This window comes from Mesorhizobium sp. B2-3-4, from assembly GCF_006442315.1.
In the GTDB taxonomy this organism is placed as follows: Bacteria; Pseudomonadota; Alphaproteobacteria; order Rhizobiales; family Rhizobiaceae; genus Mesorhizobium.
In genome coordinates this window covers 72,147-92,607 of the sequence record NZ_VFVY01000016.1, presented here as the reverse complement: position 1 = coordinate 92,607, position 20,461 = coordinate 72,147, and the positions used below count along the sequence as shown (strand labels likewise).

Annotated in this window: 20 protein-coding genes; 3 read left to right on the top strand and 17 right to left on the bottom strand. The window is 66.1% G+C overall.

The features are described from left to right. Positions 1-102: 102 nt before the first annotated feature. The 8 genes from FJ967_RS22505 to FJ967_RS22470 form a co-directional block, all read right to left on the bottom strand. Positions 103-789 carry an aspartyl/asparaginyl beta-hydroxylase domain-containing protein gene (locus tag FJ967_RS22505; RefSeq protein ID WP_140734011.1) on the bottom strand — a complete coding sequence of 229 codons (687 nt, stop codon included), beginning with the start codon at positions 787-789 and terminating at the stop codon, positions 103-105. Positions 790-847: 58 nt separating this feature from the next. Continuing rightward, positions 848-2,347, bottom strand: a complete 1,500-nt coding sequence (locus tag FJ967_RS22500; protein ID WP_140734010.1) for an efflux transporter outer membrane subunit — start codon at positions 2,345-2,347, stop codon at positions 848-850. An 11-nt stretch (positions 2,348-2,358) separates the two neighbouring features. Beyond that, the gene (locus tag FJ967_RS22495) at positions 2,359-5,505 is read right to left on the bottom strand and encodes an efflux RND transporter permease subunit (protein WP_140734009.1); all 3,147 of its coding nucleotides are present in this window, start codon (positions 5,503-5,505) and stop codon (positions 2,359-2,361) included. Positions 5,506-5,509: 4 nt separating this feature from the next. Beyond that, positions 5,510-6,790 carry an efflux RND transporter periplasmic adaptor subunit gene (locus FJ967_RS22490; protein WP_140734008.1) on the bottom strand — a complete coding sequence of 427 codons (1,281 nt, stop codon included), beginning with the start codon at positions 6,788-6,790 and terminating at the stop codon, positions 5,510-5,512. Further along, on the bottom strand, positions 6,774-9,920 hold the full coding sequence (locus FJ967_RS22485) for an efflux RND transporter permease subunit (RefSeq protein ID WP_140734007.1): 3,147 nt from the start codon (positions 9,918-9,920) through the stop codon (positions 6,774-6,776). The genes FJ967_RS22490 and FJ967_RS22485 overlap by 17 nt, the downstream gene beginning before the upstream one ends. Further along, complete coding sequence (locus FJ967_RS22480) at positions 9,917-11,068, bottom strand: efflux RND transporter periplasmic adaptor subunit (RefSeq protein WP_181176093.1); 1,152 nt, start codon at positions 11,066-11,068, stop codon at positions 9,917-9,919. The genes FJ967_RS22485 and FJ967_RS22480 overlap by 4 nt, the downstream gene beginning before the upstream one ends. Then, positions 11,049-11,291, bottom strand: coding sequence for a hypothetical protein (locus FJ967_RS22475; RefSeq protein ID WP_140734005.1), 243 nt, complete (start codon positions 11,289-11,291; stop codon positions 11,049-11,051). Before FJ967_RS22475 ends, FJ967_RS22480 begins: the two co-directional genes overlap by 20 nt. A gap of 114 nt (positions 11,292-11,405) precedes the next feature. Beyond that, positions 11,406-12,125, bottom strand: a complete 720-nt coding sequence (locus FJ967_RS22470; protein ID WP_140734004.1) for a hypothetical protein — start codon at positions 12,123-12,125, stop codon at positions 11,406-11,408. Positions 12,126-12,333: 208 nt separating this feature from the next. Between FJ967_RS22470 and FJ967_RS22465 the strand changes: the two genes are divergently transcribed. Continuing rightward, positions 12,334-13,062 (top strand): response regulator transcription factor, encoded by a 729-nt coding sequence (locus tag FJ967_RS22465; protein WP_140734003.1) that lies wholly within the window; start codon positions 12,334-12,336, stop codon positions 13,060-13,062. Beyond that, positions 13,059-14,300, top strand: a complete 1,242-nt coding sequence (locus tag FJ967_RS22460) for an ATP-binding protein (protein WP_140734002.1) — start codon at positions 13,059-13,061, stop codon at positions 14,298-14,300. Before FJ967_RS22465 ends, FJ967_RS22460 begins: the two co-directional genes overlap by 4 nt. Positions 14,301-14,336: 36 nt before the next feature. Here FJ967_RS22460 and FJ967_RS22455 read toward each other — a convergent pair whose 3' ends face one another. The 4 genes from FJ967_RS22455 to minC form a co-directional block, all read right to left on the bottom strand. Further along, positions 14,337-14,660, bottom strand: coding sequence for a hypothetical protein (locus tag FJ967_RS22455; protein ID WP_140734001.1), 324 nt, complete (start codon positions 14,658-14,660; stop codon positions 14,337-14,339). A 308-nt stretch (positions 14,661-14,968) separates the two neighbouring features. After that, the gene (gene minE / locus FJ967_RS22450; RefSeq protein WP_140708723.1) at positions 14,969-15,241 is read right to left on the bottom strand and encodes a cell division topological specificity factor MinE; all 273 of its coding nucleotides are present in this window, start codon (positions 15,239-15,241) and stop codon (positions 14,969-14,971) included. Beyond that, a complete protein-coding gene (minD, locus tag FJ967_RS22445) occupies positions 15,238-16,053 on the bottom strand; it encodes a septum site-determining protein MinD (protein WP_140734000.1) in 816 nt (271 codons plus the stop codon). Before minD ends, minE begins: the two co-directional genes overlap by 4 nt. A gap of 171 nt (positions 16,054-16,224) precedes the next feature. Next, the gene (gene minC, locus FJ967_RS22440) at positions 16,225-17,097 is read right to left on the bottom strand and encodes a septum site-determining protein MinC (protein ID WP_140733999.1); all 873 of its coding nucleotides are present in this window, start codon (positions 17,095-17,097) and stop codon (positions 16,225-16,227) included. Between the two features lie 258 nt (positions 17,098-17,355). Between minC and FJ967_RS22435 the strand changes: the two genes are divergently transcribed. Further along, positions 17,356-17,775 (top strand): VOC family protein, encoded by a 420-nt coding sequence (locus FJ967_RS22435; RefSeq protein WP_140733998.1) that lies wholly within the window; start codon positions 17,356-17,358, stop codon positions 17,773-17,775. Positions 17,776-17,908: 133 nt separating this feature from the next. Here FJ967_RS22435 and FJ967_RS22430 read toward each other — a convergent pair whose 3' ends face one another. The 5 genes from FJ967_RS22430 to FJ967_RS22410 form a co-directional block, all read right to left on the bottom strand. Further along, positions 17,909-18,058 carry a hypothetical protein gene (locus FJ967_RS22430; RefSeq protein ID WP_140733997.1) on the bottom strand — a complete coding sequence of 50 codons (150 nt, stop codon included), beginning with the start codon at positions 18,056-18,058 and terminating at the stop codon, positions 17,909-17,911. A 48-nt stretch (positions 18,059-18,106) separates the two neighbouring features. After that, the gene (locus FJ967_RS22425; RefSeq protein WP_140733996.1) at positions 18,107-18,391 is read right to left on the bottom strand and encodes a PRC-barrel domain containing protein; all 285 of its coding nucleotides are present in this window, start codon (positions 18,389-18,391) and stop codon (positions 18,107-18,109) included. A 226-nt stretch (positions 18,392-18,617) separates the two neighbouring features. Continuing rightward, positions 18,618-18,956 (bottom strand): DUF2934 domain-containing protein, encoded by a 339-nt coding sequence (locus FJ967_RS22420; RefSeq protein WP_140733995.1) that lies wholly within the window; start codon positions 18,954-18,956, stop codon positions 18,618-18,620. 111 nt (positions 18,957-19,067) lie between these two features. After that, on the bottom strand, positions 19,068-19,589 hold the full coding sequence (locus FJ967_RS22415; protein ID WP_140733994.1) for a DoxX family protein: 522 nt from the start codon (positions 19,587-19,589) through the stop codon (positions 19,068-19,070). A gap of 363 nt (positions 19,590-19,952) precedes the next feature. Beyond that, positions 19,953-20,432, bottom strand: coding sequence for a tetratricopeptide repeat protein (locus FJ967_RS22410; RefSeq protein ID WP_140733993.1), 480 nt, complete (start codon positions 20,430-20,432; stop codon positions 19,953-19,955). Between the last annotated feature and the right edge of the window lie 29 nt (positions 20,433-20,461).

Genomic DNA, 20,461 nt, shown 5'->3' with positions numbered 1-20,461 from the left:
TAGGGCTGTCAAGGATGCGGTTGCGCCCGAAACAGGAGCGCCACGCTGCCTGATCCTCGCCGCGTGACGGGAAGCAATTTCAGGAAGAATGCGCAGCCAGGCTCAGCCGGAGAACGACACGCCCCTGTGGCGCATCCCCGCCTGAACGCCACGCACGATGAGCCGGGACAGGATCTCCATGTCCAGCGGCATTCCCGGGCGCCAGACATCGAGCAACAGCGCGATACGGGCCTCGTCGGCGTTGTTCACCACCTCGTGCGGGAATGTGTCGTCCCACAGCATGCCTTCGCCGTCCGTGATCCGCTTCTCCTGATGGTTGATCGTCATGATGGTCGCCGGACGGCCGTCGGCCTGCCGCGGCATGACCAGGCCGAGATGAAAGCGCATGATGCCGCGAAACGGCCCGCGGTGGCTCGGAATATGCTTGCGCGGCGCCAGGAAGGAGATGGCCGCCGATTTGACTTCGGGGCACGCGGCGAGCAACCGGCTCAGAACCGGCATCCGCGCCAGATTTTCAGGGACGCCGATATCATAGGCCTTGAGCACGAACATGCGCCAGTCCAGGCCGTCATTGGCCGAAATCCCGGCCTGTTCCGCCATGATGTCATGGAAGCGCGGCGCCTTGCCCGGCCGCACGGCAAGCGCCTCGTCGCGAATGCCTTGCCAGGCGGCGGTGAACTTCGCCGCGTTCGGAAAGTCGGCGGCGCAATCCAGGATCGCTGGCGCGTCTAGGCGCTTTTCGTAGACGCGCCGGATCATGCCGGACGCGAGATCGTATATGGCGGACATCTCATGGCCTCCATCACACTATAGTCGGGCGGGCGATCATCCCGATTACACATTTTGCTCACTGCGTGGTCGCCTTCGCCGCCAGCCGCGGTCCCATCTTGACGTCGACGATCTCGGGCCTGGCGCTGTCGACCGCGCCGTCCCAGCCGCCGCCCAGCGTCTTGTTAAGGGCGATGTAGTTGGTCGCCAGCAGGACGCGGCTCTGCAGCAGCGAATCCTCGGCCGTGTAGAGCGAGCGCTGGGCGTCGAGCACGTCGAGAAGGCTGGTCTCGCCGGCCTTGTAGAGCGTGCCCTCCAGCCGCGCCGCATCGCCATAGGACTTCGCCGACGAGGCAAGCTTGCTGATGCGGATACGCTCCTGCGCCAGCGAAACCAGCGCGTTCTCGACATCCTCGAGCGCACTCAGAACCGAGGCCCGGTAGGTGATGAAATACTGGTCGCGCTGCGCCTGGGCGACCTCGACGGCCGCCTTCAATTGCCCGGCGTTGAACAAAGGCACGCTGAGCGTCGGTCCGAACGACCAGCCGATCGAGGAGTTCTTGCCGAGATCGCCAAGCTGATAGGCCGTCGTGCTGATGTTGCCGGTCAGGCTGACCGAGGGATAGCGCGCGGCCTCGGCCTGGCCGACCTTGGCGGTGTATTGCGCGTATTGCCGCTCGGCCATGCGCACGTCGGGGCGAGAAAGCAGGATGTCGGCTGGAATTCCAGTCGGGATCGGCAGCTTTGGCGCGGGGATAGGGGCGCTCCGCTTCAGCCGCTCGCTGAGCGCCGCCGGCGGCTTTCCGGTGAGCACCGACAGGCGATGCACCGCCTCGGCATAGCTTGCCTCCAGTGTCGGCACCGCCGCCTCGGTGCTGGCCGCCTGCCCCATCGCCTTGGCGACATCGGCCGCCGTCGCCGAGCCCGCCTGCGCCATGGTGCGGGTGAGTTCGGCGGTCTGTCTCTGCGACACCGCCGAACGCCTGGCCAGCGCGATACGGGCCTGATAGCCGCGCGCCTGGGCATAGGTGGATGCGACATCGCCGACCAGCGTCAGCAGCGTCGAGCGCAACTCCTCCTGCGAGGCGTCGACACCGTAGCGCGCGGCCTCGACGTCCCTGCGGTTGGCGCCGAACAGGTCGAGTTCCCAACTGGCGTCCAAGCCGGACTGGAACTGACTGTACACGTCGCTGGCGGTGCCGCCCGTCGTGGCGGCGGCCGTCTTGTTGCGCGTCGCCGATGCCGAGCCGTCGGCCGACGGGAACAGCGTGCCGGCCGACTGCCGGTAGCTGGCGCGCGCCTCGCGAATCTTGGCCCTGGCGGTGGCGACATCGAGATTGCCGGCAACCGCTTCCTCGACAAGCGTGTTGAGCGTGGGGTCGCGCAGGCGCTGCCACCATTGCGACAGTTGCGCCGGCTGGGCGGTTTTCGCCGGCTTCTGGCCGCTCCAGTTTGCCGGCATCGGCAGGAGGGGCGTGCGGTAGTCCGGACCGACGACGCATCCCGCGAGCAAGGTCGCGCTGAGAATAGGCGCAAGGAGCCGCCTCGCGGCCACCGAGCCACGTTCAAAACCTGTCATGTGAAGAACCCTTATTGCTGCTGGTTGGCCGTTGCCGGCGTCTCGCCCGTATCCTGTTTAGCCACCCTGCCCTTGAAGATGCGTCGTACCGCGACGAACAACAGCGGCACCAGGAACACGCCGATCACGGTCGCCGCGATCATGCCGCCCATCACGCCGATGCCGACCGAGTTCTGCGCGCCCGAACCCGCGCCACTGGCGATCGCCAGCGGCGTCACGCCGAGGATGAAGGCCAGCGACGTCATCAGGATCGGCCGCAATCGTTGTCGCGCCGCTTCCAGCGTCGCTTCGACCAGTCCCATTCCGGCCGCCTGCCGCTCGATGGCGAACTCGACGATCAGGATGGCGTTCTTGGCGGCAAGGCCGATCGTGGTCAAAAGCCCGACCTTGAAATAGACGTCGTTGGTCTGCCCGAACAGCGTTGCCGCCGCCAGTGCGCCGAAGATGCCGATCGGCACCGACAGCATGACCGCGAACGGGATCGACCAGCTTTCATAAAGTGCCGCCAGGCACAGGAACACGACCAGCGCCGAAATCGCATAGAGCGACAGCGCCTGGTTGCCCGAAAGCCGCTCCTGGTGCGAAAGCCCTGTCCATTCATGGGAGTAGCCCGGCGGCAGCTGCGCGACGAGCTTGTCGATCTCGTCCATCGCCGCGCCCGAGCTGACGCCCGCAGCGGCAGCGCCCTGGATCTCGACCGCCGCCGAACCATTGTAGCGTTCGAGCCGGGGCGAGCCGAATGTCCAGTGGCTGGAGGCGAAGGCCGAGAACGGCACCATGGCGCCGCTGGAATTGCGCACCTGCCATTTGTCGAGATCCTCCGGCTGCATGCGGAAATTCGCGTCCGACTGCATGTAGACCGGCTTCACCCGTCCGCGATCGATGAAATCGTTGACGTAGTCGCTGCCCCAGGCGCTCGACAATGTGTTGTTGATGTCGGCAAGGCTGACGCCCAGCGCGCTCGCCTTCTCCTGATCGATGTCGACCGAGAATTGCGGCTGGTCCTCCTGGCCGTTGGGGCGCGTGTTGGCCAGCACCTTGCTCTGTGCCGCGAGGCCCAGAAGCTGGTTGCGCGTCTGGATCAGCGCGTCATGGCCGGCGCCATTGACGTCCTGCAGGTAGAAATCGAAGCCGTTGGTGTTACCGAAACCCTGGATCGCGGGCGGCGCCAGCGCGAACACCTGCGCGTCCCTGATCCCTCGGAACGCGCCCATGGCGCGACCGGCGATCGCCTGCGCCGCGGAAGCCGCCGATTTACGCTGGCTGAAGTCCTTCAGCCGCACGAAGCCGATGCCGACATTCTGCCCGGCGCCGCCGAAGCCGAAGCCCGAGGCGGTGAAGACGCCTTCGACCGCGTCCTTCTCTTCCTTGAGATAGTGATCCGTCACCTGCGCCAGCACCCGCTCGGTGCGGTCCTGCGTGGCGCCGACCGGCAGCTGCACGCTGGTGATCAGGATGCCCTGGTCCTCTTCCGGCAGAAACGAGCTCGGCAGGCGGGCAAACATCCAGCCCATGGCCACGACGATGGCCAGGAACACGACCAGGAAGCGCTTGCCCCGGTTGATGATGCCGTGCGAGCCGTCGCGATAGGCCGTCGTGCCGCGGTCGAACATCCGGTTGAACCAGCCGAACGGACCGGTCTGTGTCGCATGGTCCTTCGGTGGCCGCAGGATGGTGGCGCACAGCGCGGGCGTCAGCACCAGCGCCACCAGCACGGACAGCACCATGGCCGAGACGATGGTCACCGAGAACTGCCGGTAGATGATGCCGGTCGAGCCGCCGAAGAAGGCCATCGGCACGAACACCGCCGACAGCACCGTGGCAATGCCGATCAGCGCGCCGGTGATCTCGTTCATCGATTTTCGCGTCGCTTCTTTTGGCGGCAGCCCCTCCTCCGCCATGACGCGTTCGACATTCTCGACCACGACGATGGCGTCGTCGACCAGCAGGCCGATGGCCAGCACCATGGCGAACATGGTCAGCGTGTTGACGGAATAGCCGAACAACGCCAGCACGCCGAACGTGCCGAGCAGCACCACCGGCACCGCGATGGTCGGGATGATGGTCGCCCGCAGATTCTGCAGGAAGATGAACATCACCAGGAACACCAGCACGATCGCCTCGGCCAGCGTCTTGACCACCTCCTCGATCGACAGCCGCACGAAGGGCGAAGTGTCGTAGGGGTAAACGACCTCGACGCCCTGCGGGAAGGTCGAGCTCAGCCTGTTGATCGTCGAGCGCACCGCCTCGGCGGTGCTGATGGCGTTGGCGCCGGTCGCCAGGTTGACGGCGACGCCCGCCGCCGGCTTGCCGTTGTAATTGGCCTGCGTCGTATAGCTTTCGGCGCCGAGCTCGACGGTGGCGACGTCGTTGAGGCGCACCAGCGAGCCGTCGGTCTGGCTCTTCAGGATGATGTTGCGGAACTGTTCGGCCGTCTGCAGCCGGCTCTTGGCCGTCACCGTCGCGTTGAGCTGCTGGCCCTTGCGCGCCGGCAGGCCGCCGAGCTGGCCGGCCGAAACCTGCGTGTTCTGCGCCTCGATGGCGCTCGCCACGTCGCTCGGCATCAGCGCGTATTTGGCGAGCTTGTCCGGGTCGAGCCAGATGCGCATGGCATAGCCCGAGCCGAAGAGCTGCGTCGAGCCGACGCCCTCGACGCGCTTCAGCGTGTCGTTGACGGTGGCGTCGACATAGTCGGCGAGGTCCGTCGAGTTCATCTTGCCGTCGCTGGAGACGAAGCCGATGACCATCAGGAAGCCGGTCGAGGATTTCGAGACGGTGATGCCGTTGCTCTGCACCACCTGCGGCAATTGCGACTGCACGAGCTGCAGCTTGTTCTGCGTCTGCACCTGGGCGGTATCGGGATCGGCCGAGCTGGTGAAGGTCAGCGTGATGGAGGCAGAGCCGGTCGAGGTTGACGTCGCCGTCATGTAGTCGAGATTGTCGATGCCGGTCATGCCTTGCTCGATGACCTTGGTCACCGAGTTCTCGACCGTCTGTGCGTCGGCGCCGGGATAGGTGGCGCTGATGTTGACCGTGGTCGGCGCGATCTGCGGATATTGCGAGATCGGCAGCGTGGAGAGCGCGAGCAGGCCGCCAAGCATGATCACGATGGCGATCACCCAGGCGAAGATCGGCCGGTTGATGAAAAATGCTGACATCGGCTCAGTTCCCGGTCGCGGCGGCGGGTTGCTGGCCGGCGCTGGCCATCTTGGACGGGGCTGGCAGTGCCGAGGTCTGGCCGCGGTCCTTGATCTCGCCGGTCGCCTCGTCGATGGTCACCTCGACGCCGGTCGCGTCGCCGCCCGGTCGCACCAGTTGCAGCCCCTCGACGATGACGCGGTCGCCGTCGCCGACGCCGCTATCGACCAGCCAGTTGTTGCCGACGCTGTTGCGCACAGTGAGCACGCGCGTCTCGACCTTGCCCTGCGCGTTGATGACCATGGCCGTCGCCTCACCCTTGGTGTTGCGGGTGACGCCGCGTTGCGGCACCAGGAAGGAGTTCTGCGCGACGCCTTCCTCGACCAGGGCGCGCACATACATGCCCGGCAGCAGCAGGCGGTCTGGATTGGGAAATTCGGCTCTCAAGGCGAAGGTGCCGGTGGTCTGGTCGACATTGGCGCCGGCGAATTCCAGCTTGCCTGTCTGCTGATAGATGGTGCCGTTCTCCAGCTTCAGCTTGACCGAGACATTGGGACCGCTGAACTTCAGCCGTCCTTCCGAGATCGCCTGGCGCAGGTTGAGCAGGTTGGTGCTCGATTGGGTGACGTCGACATTGATCGGATCGAGCGAACGGATCGTGGTCAGCACCGTCTCCTGGTTGGCGGTCACCAGCGCGCCCGGCGTCAGCGTCGACTTGTCGATGCGGCCGGCGATCGGCGCGGTGATCGAGGTGCGGTTGAAGCTGATGCGCGCTGTTTCCACGCTCGCCTTGGCCGAGGCGACATCGGCCTGCGCCTGCGCCAGCGTGGCGGCGGCATCGTCATAATCCTGTTTGGAAACAACGTTCTGCTTGAGCAGTCCGGCGTAGCGGTCGAACTTGGCCTGCGCGGTGGGCACCGCCGCTTCGGCCTTCTGCTGCGTCGCCACGGCGCTGTCATAGGCCGCCTGGTAGCTGGCCGGATCGATGAGGTAGAGCGGCTGCCCCACCACGACCTCGGCGCCTTCCTTGAACAGCCGCTGCTGGATGATGCCGTCGACCTGCGGGCGCACCTCGGCGACCAGCGAAGCCGCCGTGCGTCCCGGCAGTTCGGCCGTGATGGCGACCGACTGCGGATGCAGCGTGACGACCCCGACTTCCGGCTTGCCGACACCGCCCATGCCGGCCGGCGCCTTGCTTCCTTCCTGCGAGCAGGCCGCCAGCAGGAACGCGGCGCAAGCCATGCCGGCCCATGGCGCGAGGCGGCGGCGCATCGGCAGCGCAAAATGATTAGACTGGATAGGCATGGTCTGGATCTTTCGCTGGGGTTGCGGTCGCCGCCTGGCGGTCGGCATCGGATCGTTCGACGAGGAGCCGGGAGAGATAGCGGCCAAGGAGACGCTGAAGGTCGTCCATGAAGGTGTAGACCACCGGCACGTAGACGAGGCTGAGCACGGTCGAGGAGATGAGCCCGCCGATCACGGCGATCGCCATCGGGGCGCGTGTCTCGGCATCCGCGCCGATGCCGAGCGCGATCGGCAACATGCCGACGCCCATGGCTATCGATGTCATGACGATGGGCCGTGCCCGCTTGCGGGCAGCATCGAGCAGTGCCTCGAAGCGGCTCATGCCACGCTCCTTCTGCGCGACCAGAGCGTACTCGACAAGCAAGATCGAGTTCTTGGCCGCGATGCCCATCAGCATCAATATCCCGATCAGCGGCGATATGCCAAGCGCCTTGCCGGTGATCAGCATGAAACCGAGCGCGCCGCCGATCGACAGCGGCAGCGCCACCAGGATGGTCACCGGCTGCACGAAGCCGCGGAACAGAAGCACCAGCGTCAGGTACATCAGCAATATGCCGGCGGCGATCGCGATGGCGAAGCCGGAAAACAGCTCCTGCATGCGCTGGGCGTCGCCGCGCGACAGTTCCTGCACGCCGGCGGGCAGGTTGCGCATGATCGGCAAGGCACGGATCGCCGCTGTCGCCTGGCCAAGTGTCAGGCCGGAAAGGTCGGCTTCCACCGTCGCGCTGCGGCTCCGCCCTACCCTTGTGATGCTGTTGGGTCCGGCGTTGAAGCCTATGTCGGCGACGGCGCCGAGCGGCACCGTGCCTTTGCTGCCGGTCAGCGGCAGCAAGGCCAGTTTTGCCGGATCGTCGATGGCGCCATCTGGCAAGGTCACGACAATGGACACCTGCCGGTCGCCGAGATTGAACTTGGCAAGGCTGGTGTCGGTGTCGCCGATAGTGGCGATCTTCACCGTCGAGGCGATTTCGGTCGGCGTCACGCCGAGCGCGGCCGCCCTGGCGCTGTCGGGACGCACGATGAGTTCCGGCTTTGTCGTCGCCGCTGTCGAGGTCGGGTTGATGAGGCCGGGAAGCGATTTCATCTGCTCGATCAGCGCATTGCTCGCCTTTTCGAGCGCGCTGCCATCGTCACCAATCAGGGTGATCGACACCTTGGCGCCGGAGAACCCGTCGGCGCCGAACTGGATGCGGACGCCCGGAATGTCGTTCAGCTTGGGCGAGGTCTCGGCCTCGAACTGCTGCTGGCTAATCGTCCGCTCGGCGCGCGGCTTGAGATCGACGGTGACGGCGGCTGTGCGCACCTCGGCCGCCGACGTGGTCGAATTGGGTCCGCCGCCCGAGGCAGCCGCGGTGCCGATGGTGGCAAAGACGCTGTCGACGGCCGGTTCCTTCTCGAGCCGCCTGGTAATGTCCTGCACCGCGGCCGTAGTCTGCTCGATCGTCGAGCCCGGCTGCAACTCGACCGAGATCATCGAGCGGCCGCGGTCCGCTGCCGCCATGAATTCGGTCGGCAGCTTAGTCGCCAGCGCGAGCGAACCGGCAAAAAAGGCGATGCCGGCCAAAAGCGTTATCCAGCGGTGATCGAGCGCCTTGCGCAGCAGCCACAGATAGGTCGGCACCCAAGCCGGCAGATCGTCCTCGCTGTGGCCGCCGGCGCGCACCAGATAGGCGCCCATCAAGGGCGTGAGCATGCGCGCCACCAAAAGCGAGAACAGCACCGACACGCAGACCGCGACGGCGAAGGAGAAGAAGAACTTTCCCGGAATGCCGGACATGAAGGCGACCGGCAGGAACACCGCCACGATGGTTGCCGTGGTCGCCACCACCGCAAGTCCGATCTCGTCGGCCGCCTCGATCGCCGCCTGGTAGGCGCTGGCCCCGGTCTGGCGCATATGGCGCACGATGTTCTCGATCTCGACGATGGCATCGTCGACCAGGATGCCGACCACCAATGACAAGGCGAGCAAAGTGATGTTGTTGAGCGAGATGTTGAACGCCGCCATGACGGCGAAGGTCGGGATCAGCGACAGCGGCATGGCGACCGCCGACACCAGCGTCGCCCTGACATCGCGCAGGAACAGCCAGACGACGCCGATGGCCAGCAGCGCACCGAGCCATAGCGCCTCGAACGCGGCGTCATAACTCTCCTGCACGAAGCCTGACGAAGACGTGACTTCGGTGAATTTCGCAATATCGGTCTTGGCGCTGATGCTTGCGATCGCAGATCGCGCAGACTTGACCACGTCGATCTCGCTCGACCCGACGGAGCGGTAGACGTTGAAGGCGACCACCTGCCTTCCGTCGAGATAGGCCGCCTGGCGCGGCTTTTCCCACCTGTCGACGACAGTGCCGAGATCGGAGAGCTTGACGTCGCCGGCACCCGACAGCGCGATGCGCGTGTCGGCCAGCGCCTCGACGGTTGCAGCGCTTGCCAGCGTGCGCACCGACTGCTCCTGGCCACCGATATTGACGCGCCCGCCCGGCTGGTTGACGTTGTTGGAGGCGAGCGTCTGGCTGACATCACCGGCGCTGATGCCGAGTGCCGCGAGACGGTCGGGGTCGAGCTCGACGCGGATGACCCGGTCGACGCCGCCCGAACGAGTGATCTTGTAGACGCCGTCGACGCCGAGCAGCGCCTTGGCGACATCATTGTCGATGTACCAGCTCAGCGCGTCCGGCGACATGGAAGGCGCTTCGACGACATAAGTCAGCACCGAATTGCCCGTCGCATTGACCTTGGCCACGACTGGCGACTCGGCCGCCGCCGGCAGACTGGACTGCACTTCCGACACGGCGTTGCGCACATCGTTGGTGGCCGTTTCGGGATCGGTGCCGAGCGTGAACTCGACCGTGGTGACGGAAGAGCCTTCGCTGATCGAGGTCGAGACATCGTCGACGCCTTCGAGCGTCGCCACGGTGTTCTCGATCACGCGTGCGACCTGCACCTCCATTTCGCTCGGCGCCGCCCCCGGCTGCGAGACGGTGACGGTGACCGTCGGCAGGTCGATGTCGGGCATGTTGTTGGTGCGCAGTTGCATGAACCCGTCGAGACCGGCGATGGTCAGCGACAGGAAGAGCACGATGGTCGGCACCGGATTGCGGATCGACCAGGAGGAAATGGCGTTCATCGCGCCGCCTCCGGCGCCTGGGCGGCGGGTGCGCCCGCTTCGGCGGCGGCAACGCGCACCAAATTGCCGTCGTTGAGGAAGCCGGCGCCGGCGACGACGACGCGGTCGCCTTCCGAGAGCCCGTCTTCCACGGCGACGCGGCCGTTCAGATGGGCACCCACTGTGACCGGGCGCGCGCTGGCCTTGCCGGCGCCGTCGATCACGAAGACCACCGGCTTGCCGTCCTGCCAGACGAGGGCCGCCTCGGCGACGCTGAGCCGCAGCGAAGTGGGACCCGCGATCGAGACGCGGGCGAACATGCCTGGTTTCAGCCCCGAGCCTTCCGCGAGCGCGACATAGACCGTGGCAAGCCGCGTGGTCGAGTTGACCGTCTGGGCAATCGACGAGACGTTGCCGGCGAAGCGGCGGCCGGCGGCATCGACGACATCGGCCGACTGCCCGACCGCGATGGAAGGGAGATCCTTTTCGGGCACGAGCACGCCAACCTCCAGCCTGCCGTCCCGCATGATCCTCATCAGCTCGGTCCCGGCTTGGACGATCGAGCCGGTGACTGCCGGCTTGCTGGAGACGACGCCATCGAAGGGCGCGCGGATGGTGGTCCGGTCGAGTTCGGCCTGCAACTTGTCGGCGGCGGCCTGCGCCTGCTCGACGCCAGCCTGGTCGGTCTTGACCGCGGTCGCCTTTTCCTCGGCCGTCTCGGCGCTGACGGCGTTGCTGGCGAGCAGCTTGTCGGCGCGTGCGGCAGCCGATATCGCGGATTGAAGTGTCGCCTGGGCCTGCGTCACGGCGGCCTTCTGCTCGGCGAGTTGGGCCTTCAGCAAGGAGGCATCGAGCCGCGCGATGACGTCGCCCGCTTTCACGCAATCGCCTTCGGCGACCAGCACGTCGGTCAGGCGCAGGCCGCTCTCTTCGGAACCGATCGTCGCCTCCTGCCAGGCGGCAACCGTGCCGGTGGCGCTGATCGACGAAGCGATCGCCTCGGTGCGCACCGCTTCGACCGCAACCGTCAGGCTGGCGCGCGGCGCCGCCGCCGCGGGCGCGGCCGGTTCGGCATTGCCTCGGCCATAGGCCCTGAGCGCCGCCATGGTGGCGAGCGCGATCAACAGGGCCGTCAGGGCGAGATATGTCTTATGCGATCTTGCGGTCATGATTTTCGTGGCCATCGGACCGTTGAGAAAGCGGGAGCGACAGGCGCCAGGCGGCGAAATTCAGCCGGATCGCGCCCTTCAGCGTGTCGGCCGGCAGCGCCGCAACGCCCGCGCGCCCGGGCAGCGCGGCATCGCCGTCGCGCCTGGACAGCGCGCCCTGGCCAAGTGAAAGTCTCGGGCTTGCCGATGCGATCAGCCGCAGCAGCATCAGGGCTTCCCACATTGTCGTACCTTCATTCTCGTCGGGTGAATCCGGGATGGCGCGATCGGCCATCCCGGCAGGGAGACCGGCCGGCCCGGGAACGGGTTGAGTACCGGGGCCGGCCGGCGCAACCGGTCAGAGTTGCGCGCCGTTCCCGGGCTGGGGCGGCGGCATCAGGCCATCAGTGGGCGGGCCTGCTGGACCGGCTGCATCATTCGGCGGAGCGCCCCAGGGACCGGGGGGTGGTCCGTGTGGCCGATCCGCCGAAGCGAGGATTTCGAGTTGTTCGGGCGAGAGCTTGGCGCGCAGTTCGGCGATCGCGTCCTTCAGCTTCGCCGCCGAAGCCGCGCGCGCCGTGACGTCGTCCGCCAACCTTTCCTGGAAGGAGAAGGGGTCGGCCTTGCCGCCCGGGCCGGCATCCGGACCCTTGGCTTGCGGGCTACCCGTCCCGCCGGGGCCACGGTCGTGCCGTGGCGGCGAAAGCACCGCCTGCAGCGCACTGGTGTAGTCGCGCCAGGCATCGAGCTGTTCGCTGCGGATGCCGACGCGTGTCTCGAGCGCGGCAAGCCGGGCGGCCAGCATGAACTCGGGCGGCGGCCCCATGCGGCGGGGGCCAAAACCCTCGGGACCAGAATCTTGCGGGCCAAAGCCCTGCGGACCCCAGCCCTGCGGACCATGCCGCATCTGGCCGTACGGGCCAAAACCCTGCGGACCGGGCATCGGGCCGGGTCCATCCTGCATGGCCCTGACAGGCGGCGGCTCGCCGGGCGCCGCGACCGCATCGGACTGCGCCGCCAGCGCGGGGTGAATGGCGGCGACGGAAAACAGGCCGAGCGCCAGGAGTCTGCTTTGCATGACGGTATTCCTTTCATCCATGCCTTGGATACCGGAAGGATAGGAAGCGTCTTTGTCTGGTTCGCGTCGGCGTGTTGCCGAAGGTTTCCGCAAAAGGGCAATTTGTTTCCCAATGTTTCCAGCCCCGGGCCAGAAACATTGCGTTGCAATTTTCCATGCCGCTGGCGCGCGCTCTGCCTATAATCAAATCAAGGCAAAGGGCACGATGATGCAGTCACAACCCCATATCCTCGTCGTCGACGACGACCGCGAAATCAGGACGCTGCTCGGGCGCTATCTCGACGGCCAGGGTTTTCGCGTCTCGGTGGCGGCCGACCGGCGCGAATGCGAGCAGAAGCTCGCCTCGGGCCAGTTCGACCTGATCGTGCTCGACGTCATGCTACCCGACGGTTCGGGGCTCGACATCTGCCGCGCCTTGCGCGACCGCAAGCCGCATGTCCCCGTCATTCTCCTGACGGCGCTGAAGGAGGATGTCGACCGCATCATCGGGCTGGAGCTCGGCGCCGACGATTATCTCGGCAAGCCGTTCAACCCGCGCGAACTCACCGCCCGCATCCGCGCCGTGCTGCGGCGCGCGGCGCCCGAGGAGGCGGCACCCGCACCCCCTCCCCGCGCCTACCGCTTCGCCAGCTACCGGCTGGAGCCGGACACGCGCAAGGTAACGGACGCGCGGGGTGCGGCCGTCGATCTGACCGGCGCCGAGTTCGACCTGTTGCAGGTCTTCCTCGACAGGCCCGGCCGGCTCCTGTCGCGCGACCAGCTGCTTGACCTGACGCAGGGCCGCGAGCGCGATCCGCTCGAACGCTCGGTCGACGTGCTGATGAGCCGGCTGCGCCGCAAATTCACCGACACCGGCGACGGCCCGCTCTTCAAGACCGTGCGCAATGGCGGCTACCAGCTCACCGCGCGCGTCGAGACGGTGGAGGCGCAGGCGTGAACTCGCTGCGCCGCCGCCTCATCCTGCTGCTGGTTGCCTCGATCGTCGGCGTCGTCGGCCTGGCGACGGTCGCCGTCATCAGCGTGCGCGGCGGCGGGCCGCCGCCGGAGCTCACCGTGCCCTGGGTCGCCCAGCAGATGGAACTGGTGGTGCGGCTGCTGCCCGGCCCCATTCCCGACGTGCTGCGGGTGGAATTCGCCGACCGGCCGGCCGGCGGCAGGATCGACCGCGCCGAAACGAGGATGCTCAACGACATACTGCACCGCCGCGGCCTCGACCTGGTGGCCGTCGTCAGCGAAAAGCCGGGCGATCAAGGCCAGACCGCCTCGGTGCAACTGCCCGACAGCCGCTGGGCGATCATCGAGGTGCCGCACCTCAAGCCGCCGGGGCGCGAATGGCTGGTTCTGGCCGGCTGGATCTCGCTGATCGTTGCCGGCGCCACCGCCGTCTCGGTCTATTTCACCTCGGTGCTGATAAGGCCGGTCGAGATGCTGGAAGCCGCCGTCTCCAAGATCGGCTCGGACGGCGTGCTGGCGGCGGTGCCGGAAGTGGGCTCGGCCGAGGTCAAGGCGACCGCGCACGCGCTGAACCAGCTTTCTTCCCGGCTGAAGACATCGATGGAAAGCCGCATGCGGCTGGTGGCCGCCGCCGGCCACGACCTGCGCACGCCGATGACACGCATGCGGCTGCGCGCCGAATTCCTCGACGAGGACCGCGACAAGTGGCTGCACGACCTCGACGAACTCGACCGCATCGCCGACAGCGCCATCCGCCTGGTGCGCGAGGAGGTCAACCAGGACACCGTCGAGCCGCTGGATCTGGAAAAGATGGTGCGCGATATCGAGGCCGAGATGGCTACGCTCGGCCATTCCGTCGCGATCGGCCATCTCGACAAGGTATCGGTGCGCGCCGGCGCGCTCGGCCTGCGCCGCGCGCTGCGCAACCTGATCGTCAACGCAGCCACCCACGGCAAGGCCTGCGGCATCACGCTCGACCTCGCCGGCAAGCGCGCCGTGCTGACCATTTCCGACAGCGGCCCTGGCATTCCCCCCGACCTCATCAACAAGGCCTTCGAACCCTTCTTCCGCGTCGACCCCGGCCGCCAGCAATTCATTCCCGGCGCAGGCCTCGGGCTGGCCATCGCCAAGGAAATCATCGAGCGCTACGGCGGCACGGTGACGCTGGAGAACCGCAGGAGCGGCGGACTGGCGCAGACGGTGGTGTTCGACGCGGTGTGAGGGGCGTTGGCGCGCCGTGAGCGCAGCCGCGTCGCCTCACGGCGACATCAACGCCCACATCGCCTCGTTGAACTTGCGCATCTTTTCGCGGAATTTCTTTTCCGCCAGCATGCGCGCCAGCGTGGCTTTCTTGCGCCTTGTGTTGGCGGCTCGCCACAGCGCTTCGACGCGGTGGAACTCGCGGCCGGCGGCTGCGGTCGCCTCCTTGCCCTTGGCGCGCATCACCGCCTTGCTCGCGGCCTTCATCGCCGCCAGTTCAGGGTCTTCATCCTTCTGTGCCGCTTCTTCTTCCTGCCGCGCCGCGCCATAGTCCTGCGCGGCTTTGGTCAGGTCCTGCACTGCTTTCCCGATGTCCGGCATTGTTGCCTCCAATGTCTGTAATCGCAGGCTACAAACATTAGTGAGACCTTAAATTTGACCGATGTCAATGATGGCTGGTGCTGGAGAGGTATTGCTGACGATGAACTGGGAGAAATAACGGTCAGCGGGACAGCGCCCCTGCCGGACATCTCCCCCACGTGGGGGAGATCGGCAATTTCCGCGCGTTGCTCATTCCTGAAACGTAGGTGATAGCGAAGGCTTTGGTGACAGCCAATCTCCCCCTTGTGGGGGAGATGTCCGGCAGGACAGAGGGGGCGCGAAATGATTGCAGCCTTCCCTCCGCCGCCTCACCCCGCGATCGCCAGTGGTACCGCGCTCTTGTTGGGGATCTGGATGTCGATTTCCAGCGTCGACATGGTCTCGCCGCGGTCCATGGAGACCTGGAGATAGTCCTGGTCGATCTGCACGTGCTTGGCGATGACGGCCATGATCTCCTCGCGCAGGATGGAGACGAGGTCCGGCTGGCCGCGGCTGGCGCGCTCATAGGCGAGCAGCACCTGCAGCCGCTCGCGCGCCACCGGGGCGCTGGAGCGCCGCCTGAAGAGGTCGAAAACGTTCATGCCGCCCTCCTTCCGAGCAGCCTGTCGAGGAAGCCCTTGCGCTCGAAGGGCACCACCACCGGCAGGTCCTCGCCTTCTAGCCGCCTTGCCGCCTCGAGATAGGCCTTGGCGGCGCTGTTGAGCGGGTCCGTAAGCGTCACCGGCGAGCCGAGGTTGGAGGCGCGCAGCACATCCTGGCTTTCCGGGATGATGCCGAGCAGCGGCACCGACAGGATTTCCAGCACGTCGTCGATCGACAGCATTTCGCCACGCGCGGCGCGCGCCGCGTCGTAGCGGGTGACCAGCACGTGCTTGGCGATCTGCTCGCCATGCTCGGCGCGCATGGTCCGGGCGTCGAGCAGGCCGATGATGCGGTCGGAATCGCGCACCGACGACACTTCCGGATTGGTGACGATGACCGCCTCGTCGGCAAAGCGCATGGCGAGCTGCGCGCCGCGCTCGATGCCGGCCGGGCTGTCACAGAAGACATAGTCGAACACCGAGCGCAACTTGTCGATCACTTCCCCGACGCCGTCTTCGGTCAGCGCGTCCTTGTCGCGCGTCTGCGAGGCCGGCAGCAGGAACAGCGTGTCGACGCGCTTGTCGCGGATCAGCGCTTGCGACAGCTTGGCCGTGCCTTGGATGACGTTGACGAGGTCGAACACCACGCGGCGTTCAGCGCCCATGATCAGGTCGAGATTGCGCAGGCCGACGTCGAAATCGACCAGCGCCACCTTCTTGCCGGTCTTGGCCACCGCCGCACCCAGCGCGGCCGTCGAGGTGGTCTTGCCGACGCCCCCCTTGCCCGATGTGACGACCACTACCTTGCCCATGGAAAAAGCCTCCGTTGCCTGTTGTCGTTTGTTGTGCCGCGCAATACGCGGCTGTTGTCAGTGCCTGCCATTATGCCATCCGAACCCGGTCCGAGGCTTGCGCCCGGCGATCGTCCTTCGGCGCCTGTTGGAATCGCAACCGTGAAGCCGCACGCCAGCACCGCGCCGCCCCTAGTTCAGCGGCACGACGGCGAGCATGTCGCCTTCGAGGAAGGCCTGCACCGCCTTGCCGCGCGAGACGCCTTCCATCTCTTCGGCAGTCGTGTACCAGCCGTCGACCGAGATCAGCTCCGCCTCGTTGCGGCGGCAGAAGATGCGCGCCGAGCGGTCGCCCTGCGAGCCGGCGATGGCGCGGCCGCGTAGCGTGCCATAGACATGGATCGAGCCCGCCGCGATGATCTCCGAGCCCGAGGCGACCGAGCCGAGTACGATGACGTCGCCATGCGGATGGAAGATCGACTGGCCCGAGCGGATCGGTGACTTGATCATCAGCGTGCCGGCCTGCACCGCCGCATCGGCCGCGCCGGCGTCGGCCGCCCTGGCCATCTTGCCCTTGCCGGCCTCGGCCACGATGCCGTCGGCCTTGCCCTCGCCTGGCCTGTCCTTGCCGTGCGTGTCCCTGCCGTGCGTGTCCCCGCCCTGCATGTCCTTGCCGCGTTCGGAAACCACCGTTTCCGGCTTGCCGGTGTCCGCCTTGCCCTTGCGGCCTGAAAGCAGCCCGTCCGACGTCGCCTCCTTGGCGCCGGTCAGAAGCGGCGGCAGGTCGAGCCCGAGCGAAGCGCCTTCGAGCTCGATCGCATAGACCCGGATGCCGCGCGCACCGAGTGCCGCGACCAGCAGCGCGATATCGGCGACCTCAGGCTTCAGCACGTTGAGATCGAGTACCACCGGCCGCCCGGCGAAATAGCCCGGCGAATTGCCGATCCAGTGATCCAGCCCCTCCAGCCACTCCCCGATCGGCGCCTCCGGCGCCAGCGTGAAGGCGACGAAGGAGCGGGCACGGAAGCGAATGGATTTGGTCTCCAGGGGGGCGGCAAAGGTCACGGCTGGCGAATCCTTACTGAGAGGTAAACGCTAGGGGGCTAATGGTTAACGAATGGTTAACAGGGGTGGCGGGAACGAACTCAAGGAAGGCAATTGCAGACAATTGGCAGCGGCGCGTGGCCGTGTTGGCGCGCGTATGCTGCGCCGCGGCGCTGACGATCTAAAAAAAGTTGAGATGCGGTGTCGGATCCGCGGGCCGTCAAGCGTCTTGAAGGATGTGCCGCTGGACTGGCATCTCGACAACCAAAGGAATGATCGATGAACAAGAAGATTTTCGTGAGCCTGCCGGTAACCGACGTGAAGGCATCCAGGGCGTTCTATGAATCTCTCGGGTTCAAGAACAATCCAAGGTTCACGAGTGAGACGGCTGCTGGAATGGTGTGGAGCGAAGACATCAACTTCATGCTGCTCAGCCGCGAAGAATGGCAGACCATGACCACTCGGCCCATCCCGCCATCAACATCCAGCGAGGTCATGCTGGCGCTGTCCCTGGACAGCCGTGAGGCGGTCGATGCGATGGCCTCCGCTGCTGCCGCAAACGGTGGCACCGTCGATATCAATCCAGTGGAGGATCATGGTTTCATGTATACACGCGACCTCGCTGATCCCGATGGCCATGCCTTAGGCGCGATGTGGATGGACGCTTCCGCAATGCCCTCATCTGACAAGGCGGATTGAGACGCTCGCCTCACCGCGATGAGTCCGTGTGTGGGAAGAGAAAATGTTGTGGCGAGGAACAACGACATTGGACATTGAATTTCCAATGTCCGGTGTCGGGAGTTGACCCGTTCCGGCCGTCGCATCAGCTTTCTCAGTGCCGCTTGAAATACTGCACCTCCCTTTCATGCTTCTGCGCCGCCTCCCGCGTCTCGAACGTCCCCAGATTGCGCCGCTTCCCCGTCTTGTCGTCCTTCTTGCGGGAATAAAGCCGGTATTTGCCGTCCTTCAGCTTCCTGATCATGGCTTGCTCCTGTCGAAAAAAGGGGCCCGACCGGGCCCCTCTTGACTGTCAATCCCGATGCTCGGGCATTTGTTTCAATTGGTCCTTGGTCCAGCTGGTCACGGCGTGGATGTCGCCGTCCTCGTCGCGCATGAAATTGAGTTCGCTGGCGGTCACGGCCACGGGCTTGGCGCCGATGCCGAGGAAGCCGCCGACATCGATGACGACCTGGCCGGCATGAAGATGATCGACCGAGCCGATCTTCTCGTCGCCGGGGCCGTAGATGGTGGCGCCTTCGAGCTCGTCCTGGGTCAGTTCGGCGTCGGTCAGCCTGACGTGGTTGGTGTGGTCCATGGTTCGCATCTCCTGTGGTTGGGACAGGGGGAACCTGCGAGAGGGGCAAGGGTTCCGAGGAAAGTGGGCGCGGGATGGCGCCCCTACGGCGCCCCCCCTCTGGCCTGCCGGCCATCTCCCCCACAGCGGAGGAGATTGGCAGATTTGCCGCCGGCGCTCCTCTTGCGATTTTGGGTTGCGGTTTTGGTGATTGCGCCGCGCCAAGCATTGTTTTGAAAAGGCGCACTCAGCGCCTGCGTTTCGCCTTCAGTCCGCGCGCGGCGTCCTCAATGGCGGCGCGGTCGGTGCCCAGGCGGTCGATCAGGTCCTGCGCCTCGTCGCCCGAGATGCCGGTGCGCATGGCAAGGTCCTCCACCGTCAGCACGTCGGTGCTGGCGATTTCACCTGTCCCGGGCATCCTTGTCTCTGGCAGCGCATCGTCCGCCGTCAGCGGCAAGGCGGACTCACGGTCGATCTCCATCTCGGCCTGCCGCCAGTGCCGGTCATGGTCGCCATGGTGGCCGCCTTCGCGCTGCCAGATGTCATAGGCGCGGTCGCGGATCCTGTCGTCGCGGTTGTCGTTCATGTCGGTTCTCCCTAAGTGTCGGAGATGAACGTCGCGCCGGTGCGATCGATCCAAAAAATTTGCGTGATCGATCGGCAGAGGTAGCGCCGGAGAGCGCGACGGTGAAGAACCTCAAACCGGCAACCGCACCTCCAGGCAAAACTGGTTCTCCACCGCCAGCAGCGCCGCCACCATCTCCCTGTCGCGCTGGCGCTGCGTGAGATAGCCGGCGACGAGCCGGTCGAGCGAGAACCGGCCGGCGCCGGCCGCGGCCAGCACGAACATGCCGCCTGATATGGCGAGATCCTTTTCGAAATGCAGCAATTCGTTCTGGCTGGCGAAATTGGTGTGGAACAGCAACGCCGTCGCCAGGCAGAACAGTCCGAGCCCGATGGCGCCGAGCCGCGTCAGCAGGCCGGACGCCACTGAAAGCCCCGCTCCCAGTTGCAGTGCAACGGTGGCGATGAACAGCGGCAAGCCGACGCCAAGGGCGGCCATGGCGCTGGCGGCGGCGGCGAAATGGGTGGCGAGCGTGACGCCCTCGTGCAGGAAGATGAAGGACAAAAGCAGCCGGCCGGCGAGCAGGGCGGCGTCCCTGAGGTAGAGCCTGGTGGCGAGGCGGCAGGCCTTCGCGCGGAATTCGGTCGGTATCATGGGTCAGCCTCCGGTATTTTATAAAACAGGCGACCGCCGCGCGCCCCGGGGGACGCGCGAGAATGGTTCGCCCATCTGACGATTGAAGATGATTGAAAAGGGCCGGAGCCGGCGCGAGGGAGAGGTGCCGGCTCCGGCAATGGGCGCCAGCCACGAGCGCCCGAACTGATGGTTCACTTGGGGTTGAGGTCAGCGCCGGGCCCCCTCATCCGGCCGCTTCGCGTCCACCTCCTCCCCGTTGGGGAGAAGAGAAAGGCGCGCCAACGTGGCCCTCCTCTCCCCACGGGGAGAGGTCGGATTGCCCCGAATTGCTTTTCGCAATTCGGTCTTGGCAATCCGGGCGAAGGGGAACTTACGCGCGCCCTACTGCGTCACCTTGGTGTCGATGGCCTTCTGCAGGTCGGAGAGCTCGTCGCAGCCGGCGGGGCACAGTTTCTGCAGCGATGCCAGCTGCTCCTTGGCCTTGGCCATGTCGCCGGTTTCGACATAGAGCTCGCCCAGATATTCGCGGGCGGCCTTGTGGTCGGGCTTCAGCTCCAGCGCCTTGTTGTAATAGGTCAGCGCGGTGGTGAAATCGCCGGTCTTGCGCAGCGTGAAGCCGAGCAGATTGTAGACGTCGGCCTGCTGGTTGTCCTGCGCCAGGTCGCGCAGGTCCGCCAACGCGCCCTTGTAGTCCTTGGCCGCGATCTTGGCCTGGACGGCGGTGAGGTCGGGCGCGTCGGCGCCCTCGATATCGTCGACCGCATAGGCCGGCATGACGGTGGCGACGGGAACGACGGTCAGCACGGCAATGGCGCCGAGCAGGCCGAACAGGGCGTTTCTGCCCATGAGAAGCTGTTTCATTGTCTTTCTCGCTTTGGTCTGGGTTGCCC